This window comes from Streptomyces sp. NPDC005438 (assembly GCF_040606315.1).
Classification (GTDB): domain Bacteria; phylum Actinomycetota; class Actinomycetes; order Streptomycetales; family Streptomycetaceae; genus Streptomyces.
The window spans coordinates 697,106-722,940 of record NZ_JBEXEP010000002.1 but is presented as its reverse complement, the minus strand read 5'-3'; the positions used below and the strand labels follow the sequence as shown (position 1 = coordinate 722,940).

At 70.1% G+C, this 25,835-nt stretch carries 21 protein-coding genes, 1 pseudogene and 1 riboswitch; of the genes and pseudogenes, 5 read left to right on the top strand and 17 right to left on the bottom strand.

Features of this window, described 5'->3' with window-relative positions; translation table 11 throughout:
- Positions 1-521 precede the first annotated feature (521 nt).
- From ABZT14_RS07910 to ABZT14_RS07870, 9 genes are all read right to left on the bottom strand, one after another.
- Positions 522-1,385: a thioesterase family protein gene (locus ABZT14_RS07910; protein WP_356298399.1), complete on the bottom strand. Its 864-nt coding sequence runs from the start codon at positions 1,383-1,385 to the stop codon at positions 522-524.
- Between the two features lie 60 nt (positions 1,386-1,445).
- Entirely contained in the window at positions 1,446-2,057 is a 612-nt protein-coding gene (locus tag ABZT14_RS07905; protein WP_356298574.1) for a trimeric intracellular cation channel family protein, read from the bottom strand.
- Positions 2,058-2,219: 162 nt separating this feature from the next.
- Positions 2,220-3,455: a dipeptide ABC transporter ATP-binding protein gene (locus tag ABZT14_RS07900; protein ID WP_356298397.1), complete on the bottom strand. Its 1,236-nt coding sequence runs from the start codon at positions 3,453-3,455 to the stop codon at positions 2,220-2,222.
- Between the two features lie 14 nt (positions 3,456-3,469).
- Complete coding sequence (locus ABZT14_RS07895; protein WP_356298395.1) at positions 3,470-4,624, bottom strand: ABC transporter ATP-binding protein; 1,155 nt, start codon at positions 4,622-4,624, stop codon at positions 3,470-3,472.
- Complete coding sequence (locus ABZT14_RS07890; protein WP_356298393.1) at positions 4,621-5,619, bottom strand: ABC transporter permease; 999 nt, start codon at positions 5,617-5,619, stop codon at positions 4,621-4,623. Before ABZT14_RS07890 ends, ABZT14_RS07895 begins: the two co-directional genes overlap by 4 nt.
- Before the next feature lie 134 nt (positions 5,620-5,753).
- The gene (locus ABZT14_RS07885) at positions 5,754-7,502 is read right to left on the bottom strand and encodes an ABC transporter substrate-binding protein (RefSeq protein ID WP_356298391.1); all 1,749 of its coding nucleotides are present in this window, start codon (positions 7,500-7,502) and stop codon (positions 5,754-5,756) included.
- A gap of 68 nt (positions 7,503-7,570) precedes the next feature.
- Positions 7,571-8,569 (bottom strand): ABC transporter permease, encoded by a 999-nt coding sequence (locus ABZT14_RS07880; RefSeq protein WP_356298390.1) that lies wholly within the window; start codon positions 8,567-8,569, stop codon positions 7,571-7,573.
- Positions 8,570-9,004: 435 nt separating this feature from the next.
- A complete protein-coding gene (locus tag ABZT14_RS07875) occupies positions 9,005-9,784 on the bottom strand; it encodes an enhanced serine sensitivity protein SseB C-terminal domain-containing protein (RefSeq protein WP_356298388.1) in 780 nt (259 codons plus the stop codon).
- 116 nt (positions 9,785-9,900) lie between these two features.
- Positions 9,901-10,683, bottom strand: coding sequence for an enhanced serine sensitivity protein SseB (locus tag ABZT14_RS07870; RefSeq protein ID WP_356298386.1), 783 nt, complete (start codon positions 10,681-10,683; stop codon positions 9,901-9,903).
- Between the two features lie 169 nt (positions 10,684-10,852).
- Here ABZT14_RS07870 and ABZT14_RS07865 point away from each other — a divergent pair, with 169 nt between their 5' ends.
- Positions 10,853-11,473, top strand: a complete 621-nt coding sequence (locus tag ABZT14_RS07865; RefSeq protein ID WP_356298384.1) for a hypothetical protein — start codon at positions 10,853-10,855, stop codon at positions 11,471-11,473.
- 195 nt (positions 11,474-11,668) lie between these two features.
- On the opposite strand, the gene ABZT14_RS07860 is transcribed toward ABZT14_RS07865, so the two are convergent.
- Positions 11,669-12,337, bottom strand: coding sequence for an AAA family ATPase (locus tag ABZT14_RS07860; RefSeq protein WP_356298382.1), 669 nt, complete (start codon positions 12,335-12,337; stop codon positions 11,669-11,671).
- Between the two features lie 245 nt (positions 12,338-12,582).
- Positions 12,583-12,674, top strand: a riboswitch (glycine riboswitch).
- A 171-nt stretch (positions 12,675-12,845) separates the two neighbouring features.
- Between ABZT14_RS07860 and gcvT the strand changes: the two genes are divergently transcribed.
- The 4 genes from gcvT to ABZT14_RS07840 all read left to right on the top strand — a co-directional run bounded on the left by gcvT (position 12,846) and on the right by ABZT14_RS07840 (position 17,374).
- Entirely contained in the window at positions 12,846-13,985 is a 1,140-nt protein-coding gene (gene gcvT / locus ABZT14_RS07855; RefSeq protein ID WP_356298380.1) for a glycine cleavage system aminomethyltransferase GcvT, read from the top strand.
- Positions 13,986-14,147: 162 nt separating this feature from the next.
- Entirely contained in the window at positions 14,148-14,534 is a 387-nt protein-coding gene (gcvH, locus tag ABZT14_RS07850; RefSeq protein ID WP_356298378.1) for a glycine cleavage system protein GcvH, read from the top strand.
- A gap of 52 nt (positions 14,535-14,586) precedes the next feature.
- Positions 14,587-15,885 carry a serine hydroxymethyltransferase gene (glyA, locus tag ABZT14_RS07845; protein WP_356298376.1) on the top strand — a complete coding sequence of 433 codons (1,299 nt, stop codon included), beginning with the start codon at positions 14,587-14,589 and terminating at the stop codon, positions 15,883-15,885.
- A 106-nt stretch (positions 15,886-15,991) separates the two neighbouring features.
- Positions 15,992-17,374: an L-serine ammonia-lyase gene (locus tag ABZT14_RS07840; protein WP_356298374.1), complete on the top strand. Its 1,383-nt coding sequence runs from the start codon at positions 15,992-15,994 to the stop codon at positions 17,372-17,374.
- Between the two features lie 594 nt (positions 17,375-17,968).
- On the opposite strand, the gene ABZT14_RS07835 is transcribed toward ABZT14_RS07840, so the two are convergent.
- From ABZT14_RS07835 to ABZT14_RS07805, 7 genes and pseudogenes are all read right to left on the bottom strand, one after another.
- Positions 17,969-18,652 carry a trimeric intracellular cation channel family protein gene (locus ABZT14_RS07835; RefSeq protein WP_356298372.1) on the bottom strand — a complete coding sequence of 228 codons (684 nt, stop codon included), beginning with the start codon at positions 18,650-18,652 and terminating at the stop codon, positions 17,969-17,971.
- Between the two features lie 333 nt (positions 18,653-18,985).
- Positions 18,986-20,275: an amidohydrolase gene (locus ABZT14_RS07830; protein WP_356298369.1), complete on the bottom strand. Its 1,290-nt coding sequence runs from the start codon at positions 20,273-20,275 to the stop codon at positions 18,986-18,988.
- A 253-nt stretch (positions 20,276-20,528) separates the two neighbouring features.
- A pseudogene (locus ABZT14_RS07825) lies at positions 20,529-20,702 on the bottom strand (IS5/IS1182 family transposase); the annotation flags it as partial.
- Between the two features lie 539 nt (positions 20,703-21,241).
- Positions 21,242-21,667 carry a lasso peptide biosynthesis B2 protein gene (locus ABZT14_RS07820; RefSeq protein WP_356298367.1) on the bottom strand — a complete coding sequence of 142 codons (426 nt, stop codon included), beginning with the start codon at positions 21,665-21,667 and terminating at the stop codon, positions 21,242-21,244.
- Between the two features lie 53 nt (positions 21,668-21,720).
- Complete coding sequence (locus ABZT14_RS07815) at positions 21,721-23,538, bottom strand: asparagine synthase-related protein (RefSeq protein ID WP_356298365.1); 1,818 nt, start codon at positions 23,536-23,538, stop codon at positions 21,721-21,723.
- 193 nt (positions 23,539-23,731) lie between these two features.
- Positions 23,732-23,851: a keywimysin-related RiPP gene (locus tag ABZT14_RS07810; RefSeq protein WP_356298363.1), complete on the bottom strand. Its 120-nt coding sequence runs from the start codon at positions 23,849-23,851 to the stop codon at positions 23,732-23,734.
- A 253-nt stretch (positions 23,852-24,104) separates the two neighbouring features.
- Positions 24,105-25,781, bottom strand: a complete 1,677-nt coding sequence (locus ABZT14_RS07805; RefSeq protein WP_356298361.1) for an ABC transporter ATP-binding protein — start codon at positions 25,779-25,781, stop codon at positions 24,105-24,107.
- Positions 25,782-25,835: the final 54 nt, after the last annotated feature.

Sequence of the window (25,835 nt, the reverse complement as noted above, 5' to 3'; positions counted from 1 at the left end):
CGGGCGGTCAGTGGCGAACGGTACGGGCGCGGTCGCGGAGGTACGAGGGCTGGTGGAGGCGGCGTGAAGGGCACGGGAGAGGCTTCCCTCGGGTCCGGGGGCGGCGGGCGCGGACACGGGACCCCCGAGGCCCCCACGGTCACGGTCGGCCGGTGGGCGGCGGGGCGTCCCGAGGGGTGTTTCTACCGCCCGGGCGAAGGCCCGCGCGGCGGAAGCCGACCCATTCATCCCACCGACCCAAGCGCCGAACAGACGGTGGATTCCGTGACCTGACGACGCGGTCCCGCACGCCGGGGGAACGTGGGGGACCATGCGAACGCCGTTCGAACACAAAGCGCGGAGCCGCTGACGGCGCGTGCGCCGGAGGCGCACGGAGAACGGGCGACCGCGTACGGTCACCGTCGGCGAACCGGCGCGCGTCGTCCGCACCCCGGGCGAAACCACTATGGCCAGAATCCATCGGCCCCGGTACGGAGTGGGGCCCACCGTTCACGGTCGTCGGAGCCCGGCGCCCGACCCGGTCAGCGCTGGTGGGGCAGACGGGCCAACTGGCGTGACTGGGCGACCAGTTGGTCCTCGCTGTCCCAGACCTCGGCGTCCTCCTCCAGGTACCCCCGCGCGAGGTTGCGGGTGCTGATCGCGACCCGGAGCGGTCCGGGCGCCGGCCGGGCCCGCAGGTGTGCGGTCAGTTCGACGGTGGGCACCCAGCCCTTCACGCCCAGCTCGAAGGCGGTGGGCGGGAGGGCGTCCACGGCCAACAGCAGGCTGAGCGGGTCCGGTTGGCGGCCGTCGGCCAGGCTGAGCCAGGCCCGCATCTCCCCCACTCCGCCGGGTTCCCCCACCGCCCAGCCGCAGGTGGCCGGGTCCAGGCGCATCTGGAACCGCTCGGTGACGGGCGGGTTGACGGCGTTCGGGTCGGGGTTGTCCTCGGGGCCGAAGCAGCGTTCGGGCGGAGGCAGTACGGGCGGCTTGGCGCTGGTGAGCACCTCGCCCCCGAGGTCGTCCAGCCGTCCGTGGGTGGCCAGCACTCGTACCCGCTCGACCTCCCGCCCCTCGGCGTCGACCTGGACCAGTGCGGCGGTGCCGGTGGAGTGGGCGCGGCCGGCCCGGAGCCGGGCGGTGTCGATCCGGGCGGGGCCGGGCAGGGCGGCGGTGAGGTAGTGGGCGGTGATGCTGAACGGGTCGGGGTGGGGCAGTGCCTCCCCCAGGGCCCGGCCCATCACGGCCAGCAGGTAGCCGCCGTTGAGGGCTTCCCCGATGGTCCAGTCCGGGCTCAGGTCGACGTCGTACCGGGAGGGTTCACCAGGCCGGGGGCGCACCCCGGTGGCGCGATCGAACTCGCTTGAGGCCGGGTTCCGCTGGTTACGGACACGCGCATCGCTCATGGTGGCACCGTACAACCATTTATTACTGGCTGGTTGTGATCTCGGTCGCCCTCCCCCGGGCTACGGCTCCTCGGCAGCACCGCTGCGACGGTGCCAGGCTCGGGGCGCGCGCCAGCCGTAGCGCAACGCCAGGATCCGCAGCAGGAACGCCAGGCCGGCCGCCACGGTCATGGAGAACTCGTTCAGCGCGTCGAACCGCAACAGCAGGGCCACACAGCTGGCCCCCACCAGCGCCGGCACCGCGTACACCTCACGGTCCCAGCGGAGCAGCGAGGGCACCTCACCCGCCAGTACGTCCCGCAGCACCCCGCCGCCGACCGCGGTCGCCAGCCCGAGGACGGCGCAGGAGGTGAGGCCCAGGCCGTAGTCGTAGGCCTTGAGCGTGCCGGTGACGCAGAACAGGCCCAGTCCGGCGGCGTCGAACACCTGGATCGCCTTGTTGATCCGCTCCACCTGCGGGTGGAGGAAGAAGACGATGCCGGTGGCCACCAGGGGCGTCAGCAGGTACCCCAGCTCGGTGAAGGCGGCCGGGGGCACCGCGTCGATCACCAGGTCGCGGAAGAGGCCGCCGCCCAGGCCGGTCACCAGGGCGAGTACGGCCAGGCCGAAGACGTCGAAGTTCTTCCGCACGGCCAACAGCGCGCCGGAGATGGCGAACACGAAGATGCCCATCAGGTCCAGCCAGTGCTGGAGCGACGAGGCGAGGGAGCCGAGGTGCACCCCTCCTTTGTACCGGCCCCCGGCGCCGGCCCGCCCCGCCTCCACGCGCGAGGGCCGCCCACCCCCGAGGGGGCGAGCGGCCCTGTACGGGTCGCCGCGGTGGCGGACGACCGGCTACTCCTTGACGTCGTCCCCCTTGGAGACGGTGGGCCCGTCCTGCGGCCCGGAAGCCTTGGCCCCGGCGTCCGCCGGCGCCTTGGTGAGGTCACTCGGTCCGGCGTCCTGGGGTTCGGCGTCCTGGGTCGCCGCCGCGGCACCTCCGGCCACGACCTCGCGCACCGGCCACAGCAACTCCACGTCGTCGGGCCGCTGGTCCGGGGCGTTCTCCGGGTGGTGGCAGGCCACCCGGTGCCCCTCGTTGGCCCAGTGGACCGGGGGCTCCTCGGTCTTGCACACCTGGGTCGCCTTCCAGCACCGCGTGTGGAAGCGGCACCCGGTGGGCGGGTTGATGGGCGAGGGCACGTCACCGCGCAGCAGGATGCGCTCCGAGCCGTCCTCCTTCTCGCGGCGGCGCGGGTCGGGGACCGGCACGGCCGAGAGCAGGGCCCGGGTGTACGGGTGCATCGGGGACTCGTACAGCGACTGCCGGTCGCCGATCTCCACGATCTTGCCCAGGTACATCACGGCGATCCGGTCCGAGACGTGACGGATGACCGACAGGTCGTGGGCGATGATCACATAGGTCAGGCCCATCTCCTGCTGGAGGTCGTCCAGCAGGTTCACCACCTGCGCCTGGATGGACACGTCCAGGGCCGACACCGGCTCGTCCGCCACCACCAGCTTCGGCCGCAGGGCCAACGCCCGGGCGATGCCGATGCGTTGGCGCTGGCCGCCGGAGAACTCGTGCGGGTAGCGGTTGTAGTGCTCGGGGTTGAGGCCGACCACCTCCAGCAGCCGCTGAACCTCCTTCTTCACCCCGCCCTCGGGGTTCACCCCCTGGAGCTTGTAGGGCGCGCTGACGATCGCGCCCACGGTGTGCCGGGGGTTCAGCGAGGAGTACGGGTCCTGGAAGATCATCTGGATGTCCCGCCGCAGCGGACGCATCCCGGACACCCCCAGCTGGGAGATCTCCTTGCCCTCGAACTCGATGGTCCCCGCGGTCGGGTCCAGCAGCCGGGTGATCAGCCGCCCCATGGTGGACTTGCCGCAGCCGGACTCGCCCACCACGCCGAGGGTCTCACCGGACCGCACGTCGAAGCTGATGTTGTCGACGGCCTGCACCGCGCCGACCGTCCGCTTGAGAAGGCCCTTGGTGATGGGGAAGTGCTTCACCAGACCGTCGACCTTCAGCAGGGTCTCGCCCTGCCGGGGAGCGGTCTTGGTGGCGCCCGTCTCGGTTGGGGTCGTCATCCGCTCGTCCTCGCTCACAGCTTCGGGGCAATCTCTTCGGTCCAGATCCGCTCCCGCTGCTCGGGGCTCATGTGGCAGGCGGAGTAGTGTCCGTCTCCCACCTCGCGCAGCTCGGGGCGTACGGATCGGGTGATGCCGCCCTCGGGTACGTCCGCGTACGGGCAGCGCGGGTTGAAGGCACAGCCCTCGGGGATGTTGATCAGGCTGGGCGGGCTGCCCTTGACCGGGATGAGGCGCTCGGTCTGCTCGCGGTCGATACGCGGCATCGAGCCCAACAGGCCCCAGGTGTAAGGGTGTTGGGGCTCGTAGAAGATCTGGTCGGCGCTGCCGCGCTCCACGCAGCGACCGCCGTACATCACCAGGATGTTGTCGGCCAGTTCGGCCACCACACCCAGGTCGTGGGTGATGATGATGACCGCCGAGCCGAACTCCTTCTGCAGGTCACGGATCAGGTCGAGGATCTGCGCCTGCACGGTGACGTCCAGGGCGGTGGTCGGCTCGTCCGCGATCAGCAGTTCGGGGTTGTTCACCAGGGCCATGGCAATCATGGCCCGCTGGCGCATACCGCCGGAGAACTCGTGCGGGTAGCTGTCCACCCGCTTGTCCGGCTGGGGGATACCCACCCGGTCCAGCATCTCCACGGCGCGCTTGCGGGCGACCTTCTTGGTCACCTTGTGGTGCACCTGGTACGCCTCAACGATCTGGCGACCGATGGTGTAGAAGGGGTGCAGCGCGGAGAGCGGGTCCTGGAAGATCATCGCCATCTCCCGGCCCCGCAGCCGGCGCACCTGCTCGGCGTCGGCGGACAGCAGCTCGGTGCCGTCCAGCCAGATCTCCCCGGAGATCCGGGCCTTCTGCCGGCCGTACTGCCCGGCGGTGTGCAGGCCCATGATGCCCAGCGAGGTCACCGACTTGCCGGAGCCGGACTCCCCCACGATGCCCAGGGTCCTCCCCTTCTCCAACTGGAAGGAGAGCCCGTCGACGGACTTCACCAGCCCGTCGTCGGTGGGGAAGTGCACCTTCAGGTCCCGTACCTCCAGGAACGCCTTGGGCGGCGTGGAGGTCGTGGGGGCGGAGGTGCCCACGGTCGTCCCGGTGGTGGCCGTCTCGGCCCCGGCTGAGTCCTTCGCCAGGGTGGACGGGGTGCTCGTCTCGTTCTCGTTGGTCATCCGAGCCTCACTCGCGGGTCGATCAGGCCGTACAACAGGTCCACGATCAGGTTCGCGACGACCACGGCGGTGGCGGTGATCAGCGTGACGCCGAGGATCAGCGGGAGGTCCTTGTCGCTGATCGCCTTGAGTACGGCCTGGCCGAGGCCGGGGATGCTGAAGGTGGTCTCGGTCAGGATGGCACCGCCCATCAGGGCACCCAGGTCGACACCGAGCAGGGTGATCACCGGGGTCAGGGCGGAGCGCATGGCGTGCCGTCTGATGACCACCGGTTCCGTCAGGCCCTTGGCCCGGGCGGTGCGGATGTAGTCCTCACCCATGACCTCCAGCATGGTGGCGCGGGTGAGCCTCGCGTACATGGCTCCGAACAGGAAGGCCAGGGTGACCCAGGGGAGGATCATGCCGCTGAACCACTCGCCGGGGCTCTCCGCGAACGGGGTGTACTTGTTGCTGACCAGGCCCAGTTGGTAGGAGAACAGGGCCAGGGAGACCAGACCGGTGAAGTAGATCGGCAGGGAGACGCCGGCCAGGGCCGCGGTCATCGAGATGCGGTCCCAGATGGAACCGCGCTTGAGCGCGGAGACCACACCGGCGGTGAGACCGATGATCAACCACACCACGGCCGCGCCCAGGGCCAGGGCCAGGGTGACCGGCAGACGGTCGGTCAGCACCGGCCAGATCTCCTGCTCGGTGCGGAAGGAGTAGCCGAAGCAGGGGGCCGAGCAGTTGGTGACGTCGCCACCGGCGCTGTACTCGCGTCCCACGAAGATGCCCTTGAAGAACTCCAGGAGCTGCACGAGCACCGGGTCGGCGAGACCCAGCTTCTCCCGGACCGCCTCAACGGACGCCTTGTCGGCCTGCTTGCCCACGAACATGGTGGCCGGGTCGGTACCGGTCCACTTGGGAATCAGGAAGAAGATGCAGAAGACCGCCAGGATGATGACGACCAGCATCACTGCGACGGCGAAGAGCCGCCTGATGAGATAAGTCAGCACTGCTATCAGCCACCTGCCGGCGGTCCGGCCCCTCCCGGGTCTACGGGGTGGACCGGACCGCCGTCACGGAGGCTTTCACCTGCCCTTCGAGCCAGCGGCGGGTGACGCCGTCAGGTTGAGGATGTGCGTGCGGGTCACTTCACGCCCAGCGAGGCGAAGTCGTACCAACCGCTGAACGCGTCCGAGGAGTAGACGTTGGTCAGCCGGCTGGAGCGCCACTGGACGACCTTCAGGTAGGTCATCGGCAGGTAGTAGGCGCCCTGCATCACTCGCTTGTTGATGTCGGCGTAGCCCTGCGCGGCCTTGTCCGGGTCACGCTCACCGATCGCCTTGGCGAAGTCCGCGTCGATCTTCTTGTCGTCGATCAGCGCGTAGTTGTTGTTGGCGTTCTCCAGGATGTACTTGCTGTGCCACAGGGGCAGACCGTAGCCCTGACCGCTGGGGAAGTCCGGGCCCCAGCCCATCATGACCATGCCGTAGCCCTTCTTGACCACGTTGTCCTGGTTACCGACCTCGGACGAGCTCTGCGCACCGTCGAACTCGTTGATCTCGACGTTGATGCCGATCTTCTTGAGCGAGGCCTGGATCGACTCGGCCGACTTCTTGTCGTTGGAGTCGGTGTTGCGGACGGCCATGGTGGTCTTGAAGCCGTTCGGCTTGCCGCACTTCTTCAGCTCGTCCTTGGCCTTGGCGACGTCGGACTTGCCACCGTTCTTGGCCTGGCCGTACTGGTCGTCGTTCTTGTCGTGACCGGGCACGACCGGCGGCAGCATGTTGACGGCGATGTCGCCACCGGCGGCGGGGCCACCACGGGCGGTCTGGACCGACTTGTGGTCGGTGCCGTAGATGGCGGCCTTGCGGCAGTGGATGTTGTCGAAGGGCTTCACGCTCTGCGGGAAGGCCACGTACGAGATGAACCCGGTCTGCGGGTTGTCCACGTTGCCGCGGTGCTGCTTGAGCGCCTTGGTACGACCCTGGGCGCTCATGCCGCGCTGGTTCAGGTCCAGGTCGGCGTCACCCGAGATGAGGCGGTTGTCCCGCTCCTCGGGGTTGCTGAGCAGGGTGACCTTGATGGCGTTCGGCAGCGCCTTGCGCAGGTCGTCGGTGGAACGGCTCCAGTGCTTGTTCCGCACCAGGGACAGCGACTTGCCCGGGCTGTAGGACTGGAACTTGTAGGGGCCGGAGGAGAAGGGCTTCAGGCCGTACTTGGACTTGGTGTCCTTGTCCTTGCGCACCGGGGAGTTGGTGGGCATGGCCAGCATCTGCTCGAAGTCACCGTTGGGCTTCGGCAGCTTGAAGACGATCTTCTTGTCGTCCGGCGTCTGGATGGCGTCCAGGTCGCCGCCCTCGTAGGGGCCCTTGTACTTGTCGTCCGGGTCCAGGACGTCCTTCAGGTAGACCGGGCCACCGGAAAGGACCTTCTGGGCCCACTGCCGCTCAATGCCGTACTTGACGTCCTTGGAGGTGATGGGCTTGCCATCCTCCCACTTCAGGCCGTCCTTCAGCTCGTAGGTGTAGGTCTTGCCGTCCTTGGAGACCTGCGCCTTCTCCTTGGCCAGGTCGGGCTTCAGGTCGATGCTCTTCTGGCCGGGCTCCGGGGTGTAGCTGACCAGCTGGCGGCTGTAGTAGCGCGCGAAGTCGAAGGCGAAGCCGTAGTACATCCTGGTGGTGTCCCAGGAGTCGGCGTCCTGCTCGCCCACGAACTTGAGGGTGCCGCCACGCTTGTCGGAGGCGTTGGCGATCTTGTTGACGCCGGCGTTGTAGGTGCCGCCGCTGCTGTCGTCCTTGTCGCCTCCCCCACAGGCCGCGGTGGCGACGAGGGTGGCGGTGACCACGACCGACAGCGCGGCGACTCTGCGCCTGCTCGTCCGTTGGGTACTCACGATCTTTGATCCTCCGTGTGTGTCACGGGCCCGCTCGAAGCGCCGGGCCGGGGGTGGGGCTGGTGGGGTCAACGTGTCCCCTTGGGGTCGAGCGCGTCACGCACACCGTCGCCAAAGAGGTTGAAGGCAAGCACAGTGATGAAGATGGCGACGCCCGGGATGATCATGTACATCGGGTCGGTCTCGTAGTACGTGACCGCGTCCGAGAGCATCGAGCCCCAGGAAGCGGTCGGGGGCTTGACGCCCACACCGAGGAAGCTCAGCGCGGCCTCGGTAAGAATGTTGGTCGGGATCATCAGCGTCATGTAGACGGTGATCGGCGCGATCAGGTTGGGCAGCAGCTCCTTGCGGAGGATGTACAGCCGCCCCGCGCCGAGGCTCCGTGCCGCCTCGATGTACTCCCGTTCACGGAGGGACAGCACCTGCCCTCGCACGATCCGGCCGATGTACGGCCAGCCGAAGAAGCCGATCACCAGGATCATGACGAGCAGTCGTACGCCGGTACCGGTCAGGCCCAGCAGGTTGTTCGGCATCACGGCGATCAGGGAGATGATGAACAGCAGCTGGGGGAAGGCCAGCAGCATGTCCATCACCCGGCTGATGAGCGCGTCCAGCCAGCCGCCGAAGTAGCCGGCGAGGGTGCCGAGGATGGTGCCCGCGATCACCGCGACCACGGCCGACAGGAAGCCGACGAGCATGGACACCCGGGCGCCGTACACGATGCGCGCGAGGATGTCGCGTCCGCTGACGGGCTCGACACCGAGCCAGTGGTCCCCGCTGATGCCGCCGAGCGACCCTATCGGGGTACTGAAGAGAGGGTCGATCAGGTCCTCGTGCCGCTCGTCCGGGGACTGTCCGGTCAGCGCGCTGATCACCGGCGCGAAGACGGCCACGAGGATCAGTACGAGGACGATGGCACCGCCGGCGACCGCGAGCTTGTCTCGCTTGAGTCGGTTCCAGGCGATCCGGCCCGGCGAGCGACCCTCGACCTTGACGGCGCCACCGTCACCGACGGGTTCGACGGGCGCCTCCGTGTCGGCGGCGGTCTCGTGCATAGGTGCCGTCATCGTGCTGGGAACCCCTCTCGGCCGGCGATCACCGGCCCCATGACTGCCGCTGGTGGCGGCTGGTTCGGTGCAGCTTGGTACAGAAGCCGTTGGCCTCTGGCTGGGGAGTCTTCAACGCCGTCACACTCCGTCGCCAGGGGCTTAGGGGAAAGTATGCGTAACTGTGATCCCGCACGCCGGCTCCGCTATCCGAACGGTTACCCCTTATCTCCGGTACACGACGACCTGTTTGCACCATTTCACACGGTTGAGCGGCCCATGATCGCCGCGCCGGCGAGCGGAGCCGGAGCACCCCCCGCACCAGCCGCCCAACCCTTACGACGGCTGACGGGGCGTCGGCTCCCGGAACGGGGAACCCGGCCCGGCCGGGAGAGGGCCACCCGGACCACCCGGACCACCGGGCCCCCGCGACCGGCGACCGTGGCTGACCGGGAGTCAGTACGGCCGGGGGTAGCCGTACCCCATGGCCGGGCCGGCACCCTGCGGGGCGGGAGCCGGGGCGCCGGCGGCGTCCCGGTCGAAGAAGGGACGGGAGTTGGCGCGCAGCCACATCGCGACCGGGTCGTAGTCGTCCGACATCGCCACCGTCGACACCGGCAGCCCGTCCGGTACGGCGCCCACCGACTGCCGCATCATCCGCCGCACCCCCTCCAGGGCGTGCGGGCTCTGGTCGTACAGGTCCAGGCCGATGGCCAGGTACGGCGGCCCCAGTGCCGGCTGCACCCAGGCGCGCCGCAGGCTGCGCACCACCGGGGTGGCATAGGCGTTCTGGGCCAGCAGGGCGTAGAACCGGGAGACGTCCAGCACCGGTTCGGTGATCCGCAGCGGCCCGGCCGGCTGCTGGTCCAGGCCGGTGGCCAGCCGGCGCAGGTCCAGCCAGGGGATGCCCACGCCCCCGCCGGGGCTGTGCGGGTTGAGCCAGATGCCCCAACGGTCGGGGAACAGGGCGGCGGCGATCTCCCGTCCGGTGACCACCTCGTGGGCGCGGCTCCAGCCGGAGGCGGCCAGCTCCTGCGCGGAGGTCACACAGGGCGCGTAGCCGTGGCCGTCCACATCCATGTTGCCGTACTGGGCGTCCGGGGAGCCGGGGTGGCCGTGCCACAGCAGCATCCAGACCTGCCCGTTCGCGAGGGCGGCCAACAGCGCCTCGTAGGCGTCGTAACGCCCGGGCGAAACCTGGTGCAGCAGCTGCTCGACGCTTCCACCCGCGCTCACCTGGGCCGCCCCTTCGTCTGCCTTGCGGTCTTCCGACGGACCCCCCGTGGGCCCCGCCCCCTCATCCAACCAGCTTACGAGGCACCGTGGGCTTCCCCACCTATGCCGGAGCCGAACTACGACTGCTCACGGTCGTAGAAGGGGCGCACGCACTGGCGCATCCACTCCACCATCGGGTCGTTCGCCGCGTCCAGGAAGACCATCTGCACCGGCCACCGCACCGGGTGGTTCCCCAGTGCGCGCGCCAAGGCGTCATGGGCGGCGGTACGGGCCTCGGGGTCCAGCAGGTCCAGCTCCACACCGATGTACAGGCTGGGGTCCCGGCCCTCCACACTGGCCAGCGCCCTGCGGGCGCTGCGGACCGGCGGCTGCGCGGCGAACTCCCCCGCCGCGGTGGCCAACAGGTCGACCGGCTCCTGCTGCCAGTCCGGCTCGAACAGTCGCACCCGGGCACCGGTGGCGACCCCGGGTACCCCCGACCCCGGCGCCGCCCCGCACAGTTCGGCCACCGCCTCGGGCGGCAGGGGCACCCCCACCGTGCCCCCGGGGTTGACGGCGACCCCCACCTGCGGGGGCAGGCCACGGGCGAACTCCACCGCGGGGGCCACCGCGAAGCTCAGGTGGCTCCCGGTGGCCTGGAGGAACTGCTGCTCGGAACTGAACACCGGAACGTAGGGGGCACCGTCCAGCTGGACGGTGGGCAGGTCGAGGTTGGGGCTGTCCGGCCCGCCCCCCTCGGGCAGCGGCACCCACAGCTGGCTGCGGGCCAGCACCTCCAGCAGTCGTCCGCCGGCTTGGCCGGCGTTCAGCGAGGAGGACAGCACCTCCTCCAACTCGTTGCTCGGCCACCCTCCACCATGGCCCGGCCCAAAGTGCTGCGGCTGCTGGGGACTTGTCATGGCCGACACCCTAGAGGAAACGGCTGGTGAGGAGCCCCGCTGGGCCGTTCGGACCGAACTGTCACCCGGTGGGTCACCTGCGGCGACGGCTCGGTTGCGGACGGTGCCGGGCGCTCGGAGGCTGGGCACGTCCAGATCCCCTGTCGGACGTACCGGAGGAAGAACCACCATGCGCATCCCCAAGACGGCCGCGGCCACGGTCCTCACCGCCTCGCTCGCCCTCGGAGCCGTGGGCGCCACCGCCGCCTCGGCCGCCGACGCTCCCCCGCCTCGCCTGGTCGTGGCCGGCGACGCCGACGGCAAGGCACCGGTCCCGGACGCCGAACGACTGGCGCGGCAGGCCGAGGCGCTGCGGAAGATCGGCGGCACCTTCGAACCGGTCGCCGACCTGCTGGCCGACGTTCTCCGGGCCCGGCACGGGAAGCTGAGCAAGGCGCAGGCCAACGACCACAGCCGGGCCGTACGGTCGACGCTGGAGACCATCACCCCGCCCCAGGAGCCGCGCTCGGAGGCCGCCAAGGCGGAGGCCAAGGCGGCGGAGACCCTGGCCCAACGAGCGGACGCGCTGGCCCGGGCGGCCGTCTCGGCGAAGCCGGAGAAGATCAGCAAGGAGGCGGGAGCCACCGTCGCGGCCAGCGCCGCACTGCTACGGGCCATCGAGCGGACCGGTGGCCTGCCCCAGGTCGAGACCCTGCCGGCGCCTACCGGGGAGAACGCCCGGCCCGGCGCCGACGAACAGCTGCCGGAGTCCCAGACCAGTCGCGCCGCCCGGGGCCTGCCCGTCGGCTGACCCCGGCCGTACCCCGCCAGGTCGGCCCCGGCTGTCCCGGTGCCCGCCCGTCGCGCCTCCCCCGGAGGCCGGCCGGACGGGCCCCGGTTCGCGGGACCCGGGGAGCACCCAACTCCTCCCGGGGTGGGGGCCGTTGGCGCCCTCACCCCGGGGACGAGTGGCCGGAAAGTGACGGCACCGCTCCGGCCCGGACGGTCACCGCCCGACGGACGGGTCCACCTGCCGGGGTACCGAGGAGGTCTCCGCGACCTCGAACCGGATGCCCCGCAGGGCGGTGGCCGAGGCGCGGTCCAGCAGCACCACCGAGGAGAACCCGCGCGGCAACCGCCCGGTCAGCGCCTGGCGGATCAACCGCCCCACGGCTCGGCGGTGCCGGGCGAAGGCGTAACGGCTCACCCCCCGGCCCCGCTGTGCCTGCCCGTTGAGGGCGACCGGCGGGGGGACGTCGAGCAGCACCAGGTGCAGGGCGCGGCCCCGGCGACGGGCGTCGCGGATCAGCCAACGGCGTACCCAGCCCTGGGTGCCGCAGTCGTGCACCACCACACTCCGTCCGCCGCCCAACTCCCGCCACAGCGCGAGGTAGTGGGCCAGCCGTACCAGGGGGCGGTAGACCGCGTAGGGCAGCCAGGGCGGCATCCGGGACGCCCAACGGTCCCGGGTGTCCTGGGAGTCCACCCGGCACGCCCCCTCGCCCACGGTGCGGCGCATCAGGGTGGACTTGCCGCTGCCGGGCAGCCCGGAGACCACCACCCGCGCCCCGGCGGGGAAGAGGAGCACCTGCGGGGCACCGACTCCGCGCAGGTCCCGGGGATGGCCGGGCGCCTCGCACTCCGGCGGCCCGGAGGCCGCCACGGTCACCGTCACCGAGGGGGGCGGTAAGGGGACACCGGGGTCGCGCGCCGACCACCGCTCCGTTCCTCCACGCCCCTCCGCCGAAGTGCCCCGCGCAGTGCCCATCCGGCCCGCCTCCCCGTCACGGCCACGTTCAGCGGCCTGAGTCGAGAGTGTCAACAACGAGTAATGTCGCTCAAGGAGATTCCTCGCCCACCTGGGGGTCCACACACACCCGGCACATGTCATGATGTGCCGGCAACTGCATATCGGCCGACAGAACCCACGCGGGAGAGCCCCCGACACCACGGGGCGCCGAAGGAGCAAGTCCTCCCTTGAATCTCTCAGGCACAGTTACCGCGCTGGGTGAGGCAGATCTGAAAAGCGGGCCGCCCTGGTGTGGCCCCACCCAAGGTGCAAGCCACCCACCCCGGTCGGGGGTCGTGGCGAACCTCTCAGGTTCCGATGACAGATGGGGAGGGCGTGCCACACGACGGGTGCGCCACCAGGTCCGGTTGACCCCTCTCCCACGGAGCCCAGGATGACGAGCACACCCCCCGACGCCGTACGCCACACCGCCCTCGACGCCACGCACCGCGCGCTGGGCGCCACCATGACCGACTTCGCCGGCTGGGACATGCCGCTGCGTTACGGGAGCGAGCGGGAGGAGCACCTCGCGGTACGCGAGCGGGCCGGGCTGTTCGACCTCTCCCACATGGGCGAGCTGACCGTGCACGGCCCCCAGGCGGCCGAGCTGCTGGACTACTCCCTGGTCGGCAACCTGACCAAGCTGGCCGTGGGCCGCGCCCGGTACACCATGATCTGCGACGAGCGGGGCGGCATCCTCGACGACCTGATCGTCTACCGGCTGGCCGAGGAGCGGTTCATGGTGGTGGCCAACGCCGCCAACTCCCAGGTGGTGCTGGACGCCCTGCGGCAGCGGCAGTCCGGCTTCGACGCCGAGGTACGGGACGACCGCGAGGCCTACGCCCTGATCGCGGTGCAGGGCCCCGAGTCGGCCGGCATCCTGGGCCAGCTGACCGACGCCGACCTGGCCGGCCTGAAGTACTACGCCGGCCTGCCGGGCACCGTCGCCGGGGTCTCCGCCCTGATCGCCCGTACCGGGTACACCGGTGAGGACGGCTTCGAACTGTTCGTCGCCCCCGAGGACGCGCCCGCCGTGTGGCAGGCGGTGACCGAGGCCGGCGCGGGAGTGGGCCTGGTGCCCTGCGGGCTGTCCTGCCGGGACACCCTCCGCCTGGAAGCGGGGATGCCGCTGTACGGCCACGAACTCACCACCGACACCACCCCCTTCGACGCCGGCCTGGGCCGGGTGGTGAAGTTCGAGAAGACCACCAACGACGGCCGCTTCGTGGGCCGCGAGCCCCTGGAGGTCGCCGCCAAGCGCGCCGAGGAGCAGCCCCCGCGCAAGCTGGTCGGACTGGTCGCCGAGGGCCGACGGGTACCGCGCGCCGGCTACCCAGTGGTGAACGCCGAGGGCACGGTGATCGGCGAGGTCACCTCGGGAGCCCCCTCCCCCACCCTGGGCAAGCCCATCGCCATCGCCTACGTCGACGCCTCGCACTCCGAGCCGGGCACCAAGGGCGTGGCCGTGGACATCCGGGGCTCCCACGAGCCGTACCAGGTGGTGGCGCTCCCCTTCTACAAGCGGGAACGCTGAGCCCTGGCGTACGGCGGCGGCGCCGCGACCCGACGGCACCCGCACGGGTCCGGGCGGGCGACCGAGGTGTCGCGCGGTGCCGGGACCCGCATAGTGGGTCCCGGACGTCCAACCCTCAAGACCTGTTCGCCCATCACCCCTCTTCCCCAGGAGAATCTAGCCATGAGCAACCCCGAGAACCTGCGGTACAGCAAGGAGCACGAGTGGCTGACGGCGGCCGAGGACGGCGTGTCGACGGTGGGCATCACCGAGCACGCCGCCAGCGCGCTGGGTGACGTCGTCTTCGTGCAGCTGCCGGAGGTGGGCGACACCGTGACCGCGGGCGAACCCTGTGGCGAGTTGGAGTCCACCAAGTCGGTCAGCGACCTCTACGCGCCGGTCAGCGGTGAGATCGCCGAGATCAACCAGAACGTCGTCGACGATCCCGCGCTGGTCAACTCCGCGCCCTTCGAGGACGGTTGGCTGTTCAAGGTGCGGCTGGACACGTCCGCCGGCGAGCCCGAGGGCCTGCTGAGCGCCGACGAGTACACCGCCTTCACCGGTAACTGAAGCCCGTTCCCCTGTGCCCGCCCGGCGCGGGCACCTTCACCGGAAAGCACTCATGTCGCTTCTGAACCAGTCTCTGCACGAGCTCGACCCCGATGTCGCCGCCGCCGTCGACGCCGAACTCCACCGGCAGCAGTCGACCCTGGAGATGATCGCCTCCGAGAACTTCGCGCCGGTCGCCGCGCTGGAGGCACAGGGGTCGGTCCTGACCAACAAGTACGCCGAGGGGTACCCGGGCCGCCGCTACTACGGCGGCTGCGAACACGTCGACGTCATCGAGGACATCGCCCGGGACCGGATCAAGGCCCTGTTCGGCGCCGAGGCCGCCAACGTCCAGCCGCACTCGGGCGCCTCGGCCAACGCCGCCGCGATGTTCGCCCTGCTGAAGCCGGGCGACACCATCATGGGCCTGGACCTGGCCCACGGTGGACACCTCACCCACGGGATGAAGATCAACTTCTCCGGCAAGCTCTACAACGTGGTCGCCTACCACGTGGACGCCGAGACCGGCCGGGTCGACATGGAGGAGGTCGAGCGCCTCGCCCGCGAGCACCGGCCCCGGATGATCGTGGCCGGCTGGTCCGCCTACCCCCGCCACCTGGACTTCGCCGCCTTCCGCCGGGTCGCCGACGAGGTCGAGGCCCTGCTCCTGGTCGACATGGCGCACTTCGCCGGTCTGGTGGCCGCCGGGCTGCACCCCTCCCCGGTGCCCTACGCGGACGTGGTCACCACCACCACCCACAAGACCCTCGGCGGCCCCCGGGGCGGCGTGATCCTCTCCAAGAAGGAGCACGCCAAGAAGATCAACTCGGCGGTGTTCCCCGGCCAGCAGGGCGGCCCCCTGGAGCACGTCATCGCCGCCAAGGCCGTCTCCTTCAAGGTCGCCGCGACCGAGGAGTTCAAGGACCGGCAGCGCCGCACCCTGGAGGGCGCCCGGCTGCTGGCCGAGCGACTGACCCAGCCCGACGCCGTGGACGCCGGGGTGTCCGTGCTCTCCGGCGGCACCGACGTCCACCTGGTGCTGGTCGACCTCCGCGAGTCCGAGCTGGACGGCCAGCAGGCCGAGGACCGACTGCACGAGGTCGGCATCACCGTCAACCGCAACGCGGTACCCAACGACCCCCGGCCACCGATGGTGACCTCGGGCCTGCGGGTCGGCACCCCCGCCCTGGCCACCCGGGGCTTCGACACCGAGGACTTCCGCGAGGTCGCCGACATCATCGCCGAGACCCTCAAGACCTCGGCCGACACCTGGGGTTCGGCCGACTCCCCCGCCAAGTCGCTGGCCGCCCGGGTGGCGGCGCTCACGGCACGGCACCCGCTCTACCCGAACCTGGGCAAGCGGTCCGAGTGACGGAACGGCCGGGGCGGGCACCCACCCACGGGCCCGCCCCGGCCTCCCGCACGTCCCCACCCCCGGGGCGGCGACCACCGGTCACCCCGGCGTCAGGAGTCCCACCATGGCCATCTCCGTCTTCGACCTGTTCTCCATCGGCATCGGCCCCTCCAGCTCCCACACAGTCGGCCCCATGCGGGCGGCCAACATGTTCGCCCGTCGCCTCAAGAACGAGGGGCTGCTGGCCCACACCAGCGCGGTACGCGCGGAGTTGTACGGCTCCCTCGGGGCCACCGGGCACGGACACGGCACGCCCAAGGCGGTACTCCTCGGCCTGGAGGGCAACTCCCCCCGCACCGTGGACGTGGAGCGCGCCGACCAGCGGGTGGCCGAGATCCGGCGGGACAAGCGGCTGCGGCTGCTCTCCGACGAGATAGGGGACGCCCACGAGATCGACTTCGACGAGTCGCGGGAACTGGTCCTGCACCGTCGCCGCTCCCTGCCGTACCACGCCAACGGGATGACCCTCCTCGCCTACGACGCCGACGGCACGCCCCTGCTGGAGAAGACCTACTACTCGGTGGGCGGCGGCTTCGTCGTCGACGAGGACGCCGTCGGCCAGGACCGCATCAAACTGGACGACACCCCGCTCAAGCACTCCTTCCGCACCGGCGACGAACTGCTCCGGCTCACCCGGGAGACCGGGCTGTCGGTGTCCGGGCTGATGTGGGAGAACGAGCAGGCCTGGCGCAGCCCCGAGGAGATCCGTACCGGACTGCTGGAGATCTGGCAGGTGATGCGCCAGTGCGTGGACCGGGGGATGCGGCAGGAGGGCATCCTTCCCGGAGGGCTACGGGTACGCCGCAGGGCCGCCACCTCCGCCCGCCAACTCCAGGCCGAGGGCGACCCGCAGGCACGCGCCATGGAGTGGCTCACCCTCTACGCCATGGCCGTCAACGAGGAGAACGCCGCCGGCGGACGGGTGGTCACCGCGCCCACCAACGGGGCGGCCGGCATCATGCCGGCGGTACTCCACTACTACTCCCAGTTCGTCCCCTCGGCCGACGACGACGGCATCGTGCGGTTCCTGCTGGCGGCCGGCGCCATCGGGCTGCTGTTCAAGGAGAACGCCTCCATCTCCGGCGCCGAGGTCGGCTGCCAGGGCGAGGTCGGTTCCGCCTGCTCCATGGCCGCCGGAGGGCTCGCCGAAGTGCTGGGCGGCACCCCGGAACAGGTGGAGAACGCCGCCGAGATCGGCATCGAGCACAACCTCGGGCTCACCTGTGACCCGGTCGGCGGCCTGGTCCAGATCCCCTGCATCGAACGCAACGGGATGGCCGCCGTGAAGGCCGTCACCGCCGCCCGGATGTCCCTGCGCGGCGACGGCCGCCACCACGTCTCCCTCGACAAGGCCATCAAGACCATGAAGGAGACGGGCGCCGACATGAAGGTCAAGTACAAGGAGACAGCCCGCGGCGGCCTCGCCGTGAACGTCATCGAGTGCTGAGCGCACCACCTCTGACCAGGGTCCCTGACCAGTCCCTGTGACAGAGCGGAGAGTCCCTGAGAAGTCCCTGACCAGTCCCCGCGAATCCCGCCCGTGACCTGGCCAAGAAGCCTCGGTCCCCCGTAGCTGGCACCGAACGTCGGCCCGGGATTCCCACCCGGAGTGGACAGGGGGAGCCGGCGGAGTGGCCTCTCGCGCGAGGCGCGTAAACGTGCCCCAGTTCGCCACGACCGTCTCGATCGTCGGCATCACCTGAGGCCAGGCTGGGACCGGTCAGGAGTCGCCGGTACTCGGTCACGGCCGACCGGGTTCGCTCCACGGCGGACCGCATCTCCTGGACGGCCTGCTTGTCCGCCGTCACAGGTGACGTCGTCTCCAGCGGCGGCGGTGCGAAAGTGACCGCTTCCTCCACTCCGCCGAGCCCCTACCGGGCGAACGCCGGCTCTGTCGCGGGCAGTTCGCGATACTCGGCAGGTCGGGCGACGAGCCCGAAGATCGGCCCGCGGTTTGGGGGAGTATTCCGAGGCCTTGGTCGAGGTCCTCCACCTCAGCGGTCAGCATTCTCCGAAGGCGACATGGCCCCTCGGTGGCCTGTCACGGCTTGGGGCCGCGGAGGGACTTGGCGACGGCGACAGTGGTATGCCAGTGGAAGCGCAGGGCCAGCAGGCGGACGGAGAGGGCGACGAGGAACGCGGCTCCGCCGGTGAGGATGTTGTAGCTGCCGAAGTGGAGCAGGAGGGCGCTGATGGTGGCGCCGATGAGGGCGGGAACGGCGTAGAGGTCCTGGTCAGGGCGCAGGACCGGAGGGGTGCGGTTGGCGAGCAGGTCGCGGATGATGCCGCCGCCGATGGCGGTGAGGACGCCCAGCAGGGCGGAGGGGACGGCGGCCAGGCCGTTGCGGTAGGCGGTGAGGGTGCCGGTGACGCAGAACAGGGCCAGACCGACGGCGTCGGCGATGTTCAGTGGCCAGTGGGTGAGGCGGGCGGGGGGATCGATGACGAAGATGACCAAGGCGGCAGCCAGGGAGACCCACACGTACCGCAGGTCAACGAAGGCGACGGGGACTCCCTTGTTGATGATCACGTCCCGGATGACGCCGCCGCCGAAGGCCGTCGCGAAGGCCAGGACGCTCAGGCCGATGAAGTCGTACCCCTTGCGCACGGCCAGCAGAGCGCCGGAAACCCCGAAGGCGAAGGTGGCCAGCAGGTCGGCGACCTGCTGGGCGGTACCGATGACGGCCGCTTCGTCCGGCGACGCGACCTGGGCCAGGGCGTTCACCGGCGGCGCCTCGGGGCGGGGCGAGGGCGACGGCGTGCTGGCTCGGTCATGCTCGGACTCCTCCTGGATGCCGGTCGGTGGTGCGCCGACGCCGATATGGGTTCGTTTCCCGTGCCGGCCGGCCCACAGCGGCCCCGAACAGGGGTACGTCCGGCCTGCCTCCTCACCGCAAGGCAGGCCGGGCTCGGGCAGCCGGGTGACCGCCACCCGATGGGACTCCCGCTCCTGGTTGTCGGGGAGCTGACGAGGAACGGGGGCTCGCCACCGAGGGGCCGTACCGCGCCGGTGGTCACCGCCCGCGTAGGACGCACGGGCATGTGACGGCCCGCCGCTCTACTCGGCAGGGGTGATCGTGCCGTTCAGGTGGGCGTAGGCGACATTGCAGTGGAGGCGCACGCCTTGCGTGAGGGCGTCGTCGTTGAGGTAGAAGCGCGGGTTGTGGTTGGGGACGAGGCCGCGCCCGCCGGAGGTGGGCACCACGGCGCCGTCGTCGGTCAGCTCGCAGTCCTGCGCGCCGAGCATGAGGTACACGCCGCCGTACTCGTTGACGAACTCGGAGACATCGTCGTACCCGAGGGTCGGCGGGGTGTCGAAGACCTTCTCGGCACCGACGACGCTCTTGACGGTGGGCAGGACCGCGTCCGTCCACTTCTTGAGGTTGTGCACCGCGGGCACGTCCTGGAGATAGGTGACCTCGGCGGTGCAGCCGTACGCTGCGGCCGTCTGCTCGGCCAGGGTCGTCAACCGCTTCTGGATGGTGGCCATGTCCTTCTCGACCGAGCAGCGGATGGTGCCCCACAGGGTGACTGTCTCGGGCACGATGTTGAAGCGGCCGACGTCCTCGATGTGCCCGATGGTCACGGTGATCGGGTCGAAGGCGGACACCTGCCGGTAGAGCTGTCCCACGCCGACCGTGATCGCGCCTGCCGCGGGTATGGGGTCGATGCCCATCCACGGGGTGGAGCCGTGGACCTGCTGCCCGGTGAGCACGATCTTGATCATGCTGGAGGCGCCGAACTGGTTGCCCACCCGGTAGCCGACGTATCCGCTGGGCAGCGGACCCAGGTGCATACCGAACGCCATCGTCGGCGCGGGGTCGTCGCACGCCCCCTCGTCGACCATCTGCTTCGCCCCGGAGGTCTCCCCGGCCGGCGCGCCTTCCTCGGCCGGCTGGAAGATGAACAGCACGGTGCCGGGCAGCTGCTCGCGGACTCCGGCCAGGACGGTGGCGGCGCCCAGCAGCATGGCGGTGTGCCCGTCGTGGCCGCAGGCGTGCGCGACCGGGAACGGACCGCCGGGATAGTCCTGGTCCACGACCGTGGAGGCGAAGCTCTCGCCGCTGTCCTCCTTGACCGGCAGGGCGTCGATGTCGGCGCGCAGCGCGACGACCCGGTCGCCGGCCCTGCCGCCCCTGAGTACGCCGACGACACCGTGTCCCGAGATGCCGGTACGGACCTCGTCGAGGTTCAGGGAGGTCAGGTGGTCCGTGATCAGCTTGGCCGTATTGACCTCGCGGTTGGACAGTTCCGGGTTCTGGTGGAGATGGTGTCGCCACTCGATGACCTGCTGCTCGACTGCCTTGGCTTGTTCGTCGAGCTCGGCGCGGATCGGATCTTCGCTCATGTTCCAGCTCCTCGAAGTCGATCCTGCTGACATTCGGAAGCTACGGGCCGCCCTGCCGCGCCACCATCGCTCGTAGTACGAACGGGTCACGGCACGGTCAGGGCTGCGTCCCGGAAGTGGATCTTCATCCGTGAGGCGGTGCGGGACCGGGCTCGGGTACCGTCGCTCTCGGCTGCGATCCCGGTGCCGCGAGGACGGGCGATCACGCAACGGAAGACCGGGCCCTTGCGGGCGCCCGTACCAAACCCCTTTGTCACAGCCACTCGTTGATGGCCGCGACGAGGACGGTCACCTCGTAGCGGACCGCGAGTTCGTCGTATCGCGTGGCGACAGCCCGGTGTCTCCTGAGGCGGTTGATCGCGCACTCCACCGCGTGCCGCTCCCGGTAGCCAACCGGGTCGAAGCGCGGTGGGCGGCCACCGCGTGAACGTCATCGAGTGCTGAGCGGGGCTGCGCCGACCAGGCGGTTCGCGTCTTTCGGCGGCCAGACGTGCGGCAGAGGGAAGTCGACTGGATCCCCCAGGAGATCTGCCCACGCTGGAGCGGTACCGCGCTTGGCTCCACGGTCAGATGCCGCTGGCCGTCGCAGAAGGTGCTTCACCGACGGGCTCGGCGTTCCAGGTTGTCGTCGAACGATCTTCGGTGGTGGGTCGTGTTCGGGTGATACGTCGTCATGAACTGTCCGACGCGGAGTGGGAGTTCGTCCGCCGCCGCCCAAGAGTCGTCGCGTGAGCGGAGGCGTTGGGACGACCGATGGTCCTCGACAGGACCGTGTGGAGGTTCCGTACCGGGGTGGCCTGACGGGACGCGCCCGACGGGTATGGACCGTGGGCACCCCCGCCCGCCGGCGGCGCGAGGACGGTACCGGGGCAGGGCCCTCGCACGGTGGGGGCGACCCGCGTACGAGCGACGCCAGCGCGTCCCGACTCCCTGGGGCTCATGTCCGCCAAGCCGCTTCCGGCCCTCTCACCGCTGCGGGCCGACGGAGATGAGCTTCTGGAAGTAGCCTTCCGCCACGTTCTCGCCGACCGGAACGCCTTCGGCCTCGACCCAGGCGTGCGCGGCGAACGGCGGGACGGTGCGCGGGCCAACGCACCAGGTGGCCCAGGTGCCCCGTACGCGGCAGAACAGGGTCACCGTCAGCGACCGGCGCAGACACGCCTCCCGGCCGGCACAGCCGAGGCTGGCGGCCACCACGGAGGCGCGGACACGGGTGACCTCCTCGAGAGTGGCCGGGCGAGCGCCACGCCGCAGGCGGCTGAGCACCTTGTGGATCTGCTGGGGCGAGCGGCGCGCCAGCAGCCCGGCGAGGAGCGCCGTGGCCCGGATGCCCCAGCGTTGGGCGAAGGGGACGCGGTTCGGTCGGTAGGGGATGGTCTCCGGTGTGGTCATGGTGTCGTCTCCTGGGCGATCCGCTGGTGATGTCCGGTGGAGGAGAGGGGGCGTCAGGGCACGGGTGCGGGCTGGGCCTTGGTGGACGCGGCCTGTCGCAACCAGACCTCGGCGGCGATCATCGGGTAGAGGTCACGGCCCAGTTCGTTCGGGGAGCCGCTGGGGCGCGCGCACTCACGCAGGATGTGGTCGTGGTCGACCAGTCCGAGTTCGGCCACCCGTGACTCGGCGAGGAAGTCGAGTACGTCCGCACGGTGGGTTTCGATGCCCATGTCCTCGGCCGCGGAGCCCTCACCCTTGGTGTCCCGGCGTAGCGCGGGCATCGGGACGATACCGCGCATCGCCTCGGCCATGATCGGCTTGTAGGCCCAGCGGGAGACCCGGTCCTGGGGGCGGATCGACAACGCTGCTTCGATCACCCGGTTGTCGTAGTAGGGGGCGTGCAGTGTCAGCCCGTGCCGGTCAGCCGCCCTCGCCAACTGCCCGGTGTACCGCGAACCCGCCTGCATGTAGGACAGGTCCTCGTGCATCCCGTGGATGGGCGACAGCGGTTCGGCGTCCTCCGCGTACCGAAGGATGAGCCTGCGGACCGCGTCGACGGCCTCCGGGGTGGCCCACGGTGCCATGACGGAGAAGAACCCCCACCCCAGGTCGGGTGTGCGGTCGCTGACGTGCGGATCGGTCAGGGCCTTGGCCTGTTGCCGCAGCCAGCCCGAGTACGGGGTGCGGTCCAGGAACATGGCGGCTGTCTGCTTCCAGCTCCACCGGCCGTTCGCCCGGGAAGCCCGCAGGTTGCGCAGGGCCAGGGCGGGGTCGGCACGGTAGTAGTGCAGCAGCCAGGAGTTTCCCCCGCTGAGGGCCTCGTCGCCGCCGTAGCCGCCGTAGTGGTGCCGGGATCCCTGTTTCGCGGCCCAGGACAGCAGCACGCCCTGCCTGCTGTTCCCCGCGGCAGCGAGGGGGTCGGGCTCGTCGAGGTCGGCGACGATGCCGGGCAGGTTGTCGAGGTACAGCGGGAAACTCTCCGCACTCAGTACGTCGTGGGTGACGTTGCCCAGGGCGGCCACGGTCTTCCGCGCGTGGACGAGGTCGTCGTCGTACGGATCGAGGCTCGCCATCGTGCACGCGCGCACGTCCTGGCCAGCGGCGGACAGCAGGCTGCACAGCCCTGTCGAGTCGACCCCGCCGAGTTCTGCGCTGACAAGGCCGCCGGGGACGGTGCGCACCTCGATCGCCGCCTCCAGGGCGGTACGCAGTCCGATGGCTCCCTGACGCATCGGGAGCACCGGCTCCGGCGGGGACCACCAACGCACCTCACGCGCCTGGTCGTTCGCCGGCAGGGTGAGGTAATGCGTCCCGGGGAGCTCTCTGAGCCGGGGCCACAGGGGCAGGTCGCCGAGCGGATGCGGAACCGTGGGGGCGAGCAGGTGCAGCGCGAGACGGTCTGGGTCGGGCTCGTCACCGATCAGCCCGGCGAGTACGTTGGCCCGGTTCCCGGCGAGCCGGTCGCGGCCGGCGCCGGTGTGGAAGACCCGGCGCAGCTTGGTGACGCTGCCCTGCACCCGGCAGGTGCCGTCCACGGACGCCAGCAGGTGCCAGCTTCCGTCGACGGTCGCGGCGAACGCGTCCAGGTCGCTCGGGCAACTCGCGGTGTGCGCCACCCGCTCAAGCCGCTCGCGGGTCACGCCATGATGTCCGAGCAGGGCCAGTTTCGAGGACCCGGCGGTGCCGACGGACAACTCCTCGGCCGACCACCGGCCGACGATCCACGGCCGACCGCTGGGGTGGTCGATCCGGTTCAGCGCCGGGTGCGCCAGCCGGGCGAACGTGGCCTGGCTCGCCGCGTGGTCGGGAAACACGACGAACCACGGCATGCGCTCGGACTGCTCAGCACATGTAGACATGACAGGTCCCATCGGTGATAGCGCACGGACTTATCCCGCGGCTGACTGAACTGATCCAGATCCGCCCGGTCGCCGGGTTCAACTCCGGCCACCGGGCGGATATTCAGGACGCCAGCCCCCAGCGGCTCAGCCTCTGATGCCGCTGGCACTGGTCAGGCGTCGGTCACTTGCGCCACAGGCGCCAGGGGCCGACAGCGTCGTTCTTGAAGTAACCGGCGAAGCCGGTGTCCTTCTTGAAGGTGCCCACCTTGCGCAGCGTCGGACGAGCATAAGTCTTAGCCATAGCTCCTACTCCGTTCTTCTGGCGTGCTTTCCATTTACCGGAACGAGTCTTCTGCCCTGCATTCCGGCGCCGGGTTACCCGGACACGTAGTAATCTATCGAAGGATCCTTGCCGGCCACTTGTTCACCGCTTGTCCTCGCGGAAAACCAAAAACGGAAATCCAAGACATGAGTGCGCCACTGGCGGCAGAGGTCGAATCACAACGAAAACTCCCCAGCGCACTGACGCTGGGGAGTTTTCGTCGGGTATTCGCTCAGTTCGTGTCGACTCCCGCGATGACCCGGTAAAAGCGGCTGTCGGCCAGCAGTTCGGTGTGGTCGCCGTTCGCTGACACGGCACCGTCCTGTAGGACCACGACGCGGTCCGCCGCCCTGATGGTGGTGAAGCGGTGCGCGATCACCAGCAGGGCGCATTCCTGCGCTACCGCACGGAGTACGGCCACGAAGGCGGCCTCGTTCTCGGCGTCCAGGTGGGACGTCGGTTCGTCCAGCAACAGCAGGTCGGGCTCGGTGAGCAGGGCTCGGGCGATCACGACCCGCTGCCGTTCGCCGCCGGACAACAGGTTTCCGTGTTCGCCCACCGCCGTGTCCAGACCGTCCGTAAGCCGGGCGACAAGGCCGTCGAGGTTGACCATGCGCAGTACTCGCTGTACCGCCTGGTCGTCCGCCTCGGGCGCCGCGTACAGGAGATTGTCACGGAGGGAGCCGTGGAGTATCGGCGACTCCTGCTCGACCAGTGCTATTCGGGAACGGTAGGAACTCAGTTCCTGCTGGCCGATGTCCTCGCCGTCGAAAAGGACCGTGCCGGAGTGTGTCGGATAGAACCGCTCGACGAGATTGAAGATCGTCGACTTCCCGGCGCCCGAGGACCCCGTGAGTGCCACGAAACCCCGTCTGGGCACGACGAAGGAAGTTCCGCGTAGAACCGGTTCCCGGTCGTATCCGAAGTGCACGTTGCGGAACTCGAGGATCGGCTCGGTCGAGCCTTGCCGAGACGCTTCCCGGGGACGCGGCCCGGTGTGCGGCGGGTGACCGTCCCGCTCCTGCGGGAGCCGCTCGGTGGCCGCGATCCTCGACAGAGCACCGCTTCCCTCCTGCACCGCCACCACGGCCTCGAACACGGAGCCGACGGGCATGGCCAGGTATGTCAGATACATCAGGAACGCCACCAGGTCGGCGAGCGAACTCTCGCCGCTGGCCACCCGGAGTCCGCCGACCAGCAGCACCACCATGAGTGATCCGTTGACCGCCAGCTCCATCGCCGGGCTGGTCAACGACCGCAGCTTGGCCATCCGAACGCCGGCGGTGTACACGTCGTGTGCCGCCCTGCCGATTCTGGCGTCCTCGCGCTCCTCCGCCTGGCTTGCCCGGACCGTACGAATCGCGCTGAGGGCGCGCTCCAGGTCCGCGGACATCGAGCCCAGGGCGTTCTGTGTGGCCAGCGAGGCCGACCTGATACCGGCCAGCAAGGTGCCGACGACAGCGGCGGCCAATGCCACCATGCCGACCACGATGAGGAAGAGCAGCCAGTCCAGCCAGATCATCAGCGCCACGGTGCCGACCAGGCCGACCACACCGGTGATCAGATCGGTGACGCCCTCACTGATCACCCTGCGCACCGCCGTGGCGTCCGCGCTGGTGCGGGACATCAGATCGCCGACACGATGCTGGTGGTACGCCTCCATGCGGAGCCGCAGCAGTCTGCTGATCAGCCGCTGCCGGATGCCCAGTACCACCAGCTCGCTGGTGCGCTGCAGTACGAACTGGCCTCCTGCCCGTACGGCGGCCTGGCCGACGAAGAGCAGGACCAGCACGGCGAGGGTCGTCCACGCCACGTTCGTCGTGCCCGCCGAGTCGATGACCTCGCGCACCACGAGTGGCTGCGCGATACCCAACAGGGAGCCGAAGAGCGTCAGAAGCACCGCGAGCATGACCCACCGCACGTTCCCCCGGACGAGCCCCAGAACATGGCGGTAACCCACCCG

Excerpts from the sequence above, each read along its gene's own strand:
- ABZT14_RS07910 (WP_356298399.1), bottom strand. The coding sequence starts at position 1,385 with ATGAGCGATGCGCGTGTCCGTAACCAGCGGAACCCGGCCTCAAGCGAG.
- ABZT14_RS07905 (WP_356298574.1), bottom strand. The coding sequence starts at position 2,057 with ATGGGCATCTTCGTGTTCGCCATCTCCGGCGCGCTGTTGGCCGTGCGG.
- ABZT14_RS07900 (WP_356298397.1), bottom strand. The coding sequence starts at position 3,455 with ATGACGACCCCAACCGAGACGGGCGCCACCAAGACCGCTCCCCGGCAG.
- ABZT14_RS07895 (WP_356298395.1), bottom strand. The coding sequence starts at position 4,624 with ATGACCAACGAGAACGAGACGAGCACCCCGTCCACCCTGGCGAAGGAC.
- ABZT14_RS07880 (WP_356298390.1), bottom strand. The coding sequence starts at position 8,569 with ATGACGGCACCTATGCACGAGACCGCCGCCGACACGGAGGCGCCCGTC.
- ABZT14_RS07870 (WP_356298386.1), bottom strand. The coding sequence starts at position 10,683 with ATGACAAGTCCCCAGCAGCCGCAGCACTTTGGGCCGGGCCATGGTGGA.
- ABZT14_RS07865 (WP_356298384.1), top strand. The coding sequence starts at position 10,853 with ATGCGCATCCCCAAGACGGCCGCGGCCACGGTCCTCACCGCCTCGCTC.
- gcvT (WP_356298380.1), top strand. The coding sequence starts at position 12,846 with ATGACGAGCACACCCCCCGACGCCGTACGCCACACCGCCCTCGACGCC.
- gcvH (WP_356298378.1), top strand. The coding sequence starts at position 14,148 with ATGAGCAACCCCGAGAACCTGCGGTACAGCAAGGAGCACGAGTGGCTG.
- glyA (WP_356298376.1), top strand. The coding sequence starts at position 14,587 with ATGTCGCTTCTGAACCAGTCTCTGCACGAGCTCGACCCCGATGTCGCC.
- ABZT14_RS07840 (WP_356298374.1), top strand. The coding sequence starts at position 15,992 with ATGGCCATCTCCGTCTTCGACCTGTTCTCCATCGGCATCGGCCCCTCC.
- ABZT14_RS07830 (WP_356298369.1), bottom strand. The coding sequence starts at position 20,275 with ATGAGCGAAGATCCGATCCGCGCCGAGCTCGACGAACAAGCCAAGGCA.
- ABZT14_RS07820 (WP_356298367.1), bottom strand. The coding sequence starts at position 21,667 with ATGACCACACCGGAGACCATCCCCTACCGACCGAACCGCGTCCCCTTC.
- ABZT14_RS07815 (WP_356298365.1), bottom strand. The coding sequence starts at position 23,538 with ATGCCGTGGTTCGTCGTGTTTCCCGACCACGCGGCGAGCCAGGCCACG.
- ABZT14_RS07810 (WP_356298363.1), bottom strand. The coding sequence starts at position 23,851 with ATGGCTAAGACTTATGCTCGTCCGACGCTGCGCAAGGTGGGCACCTTC.
- ABZT14_RS07805 (WP_356298361.1), bottom strand. The coding sequence starts at position 25,781 with ATGCTCGCGGTGCTTCTGACGCTCTTCGGCTCCCTGTTGGGTATCGCG.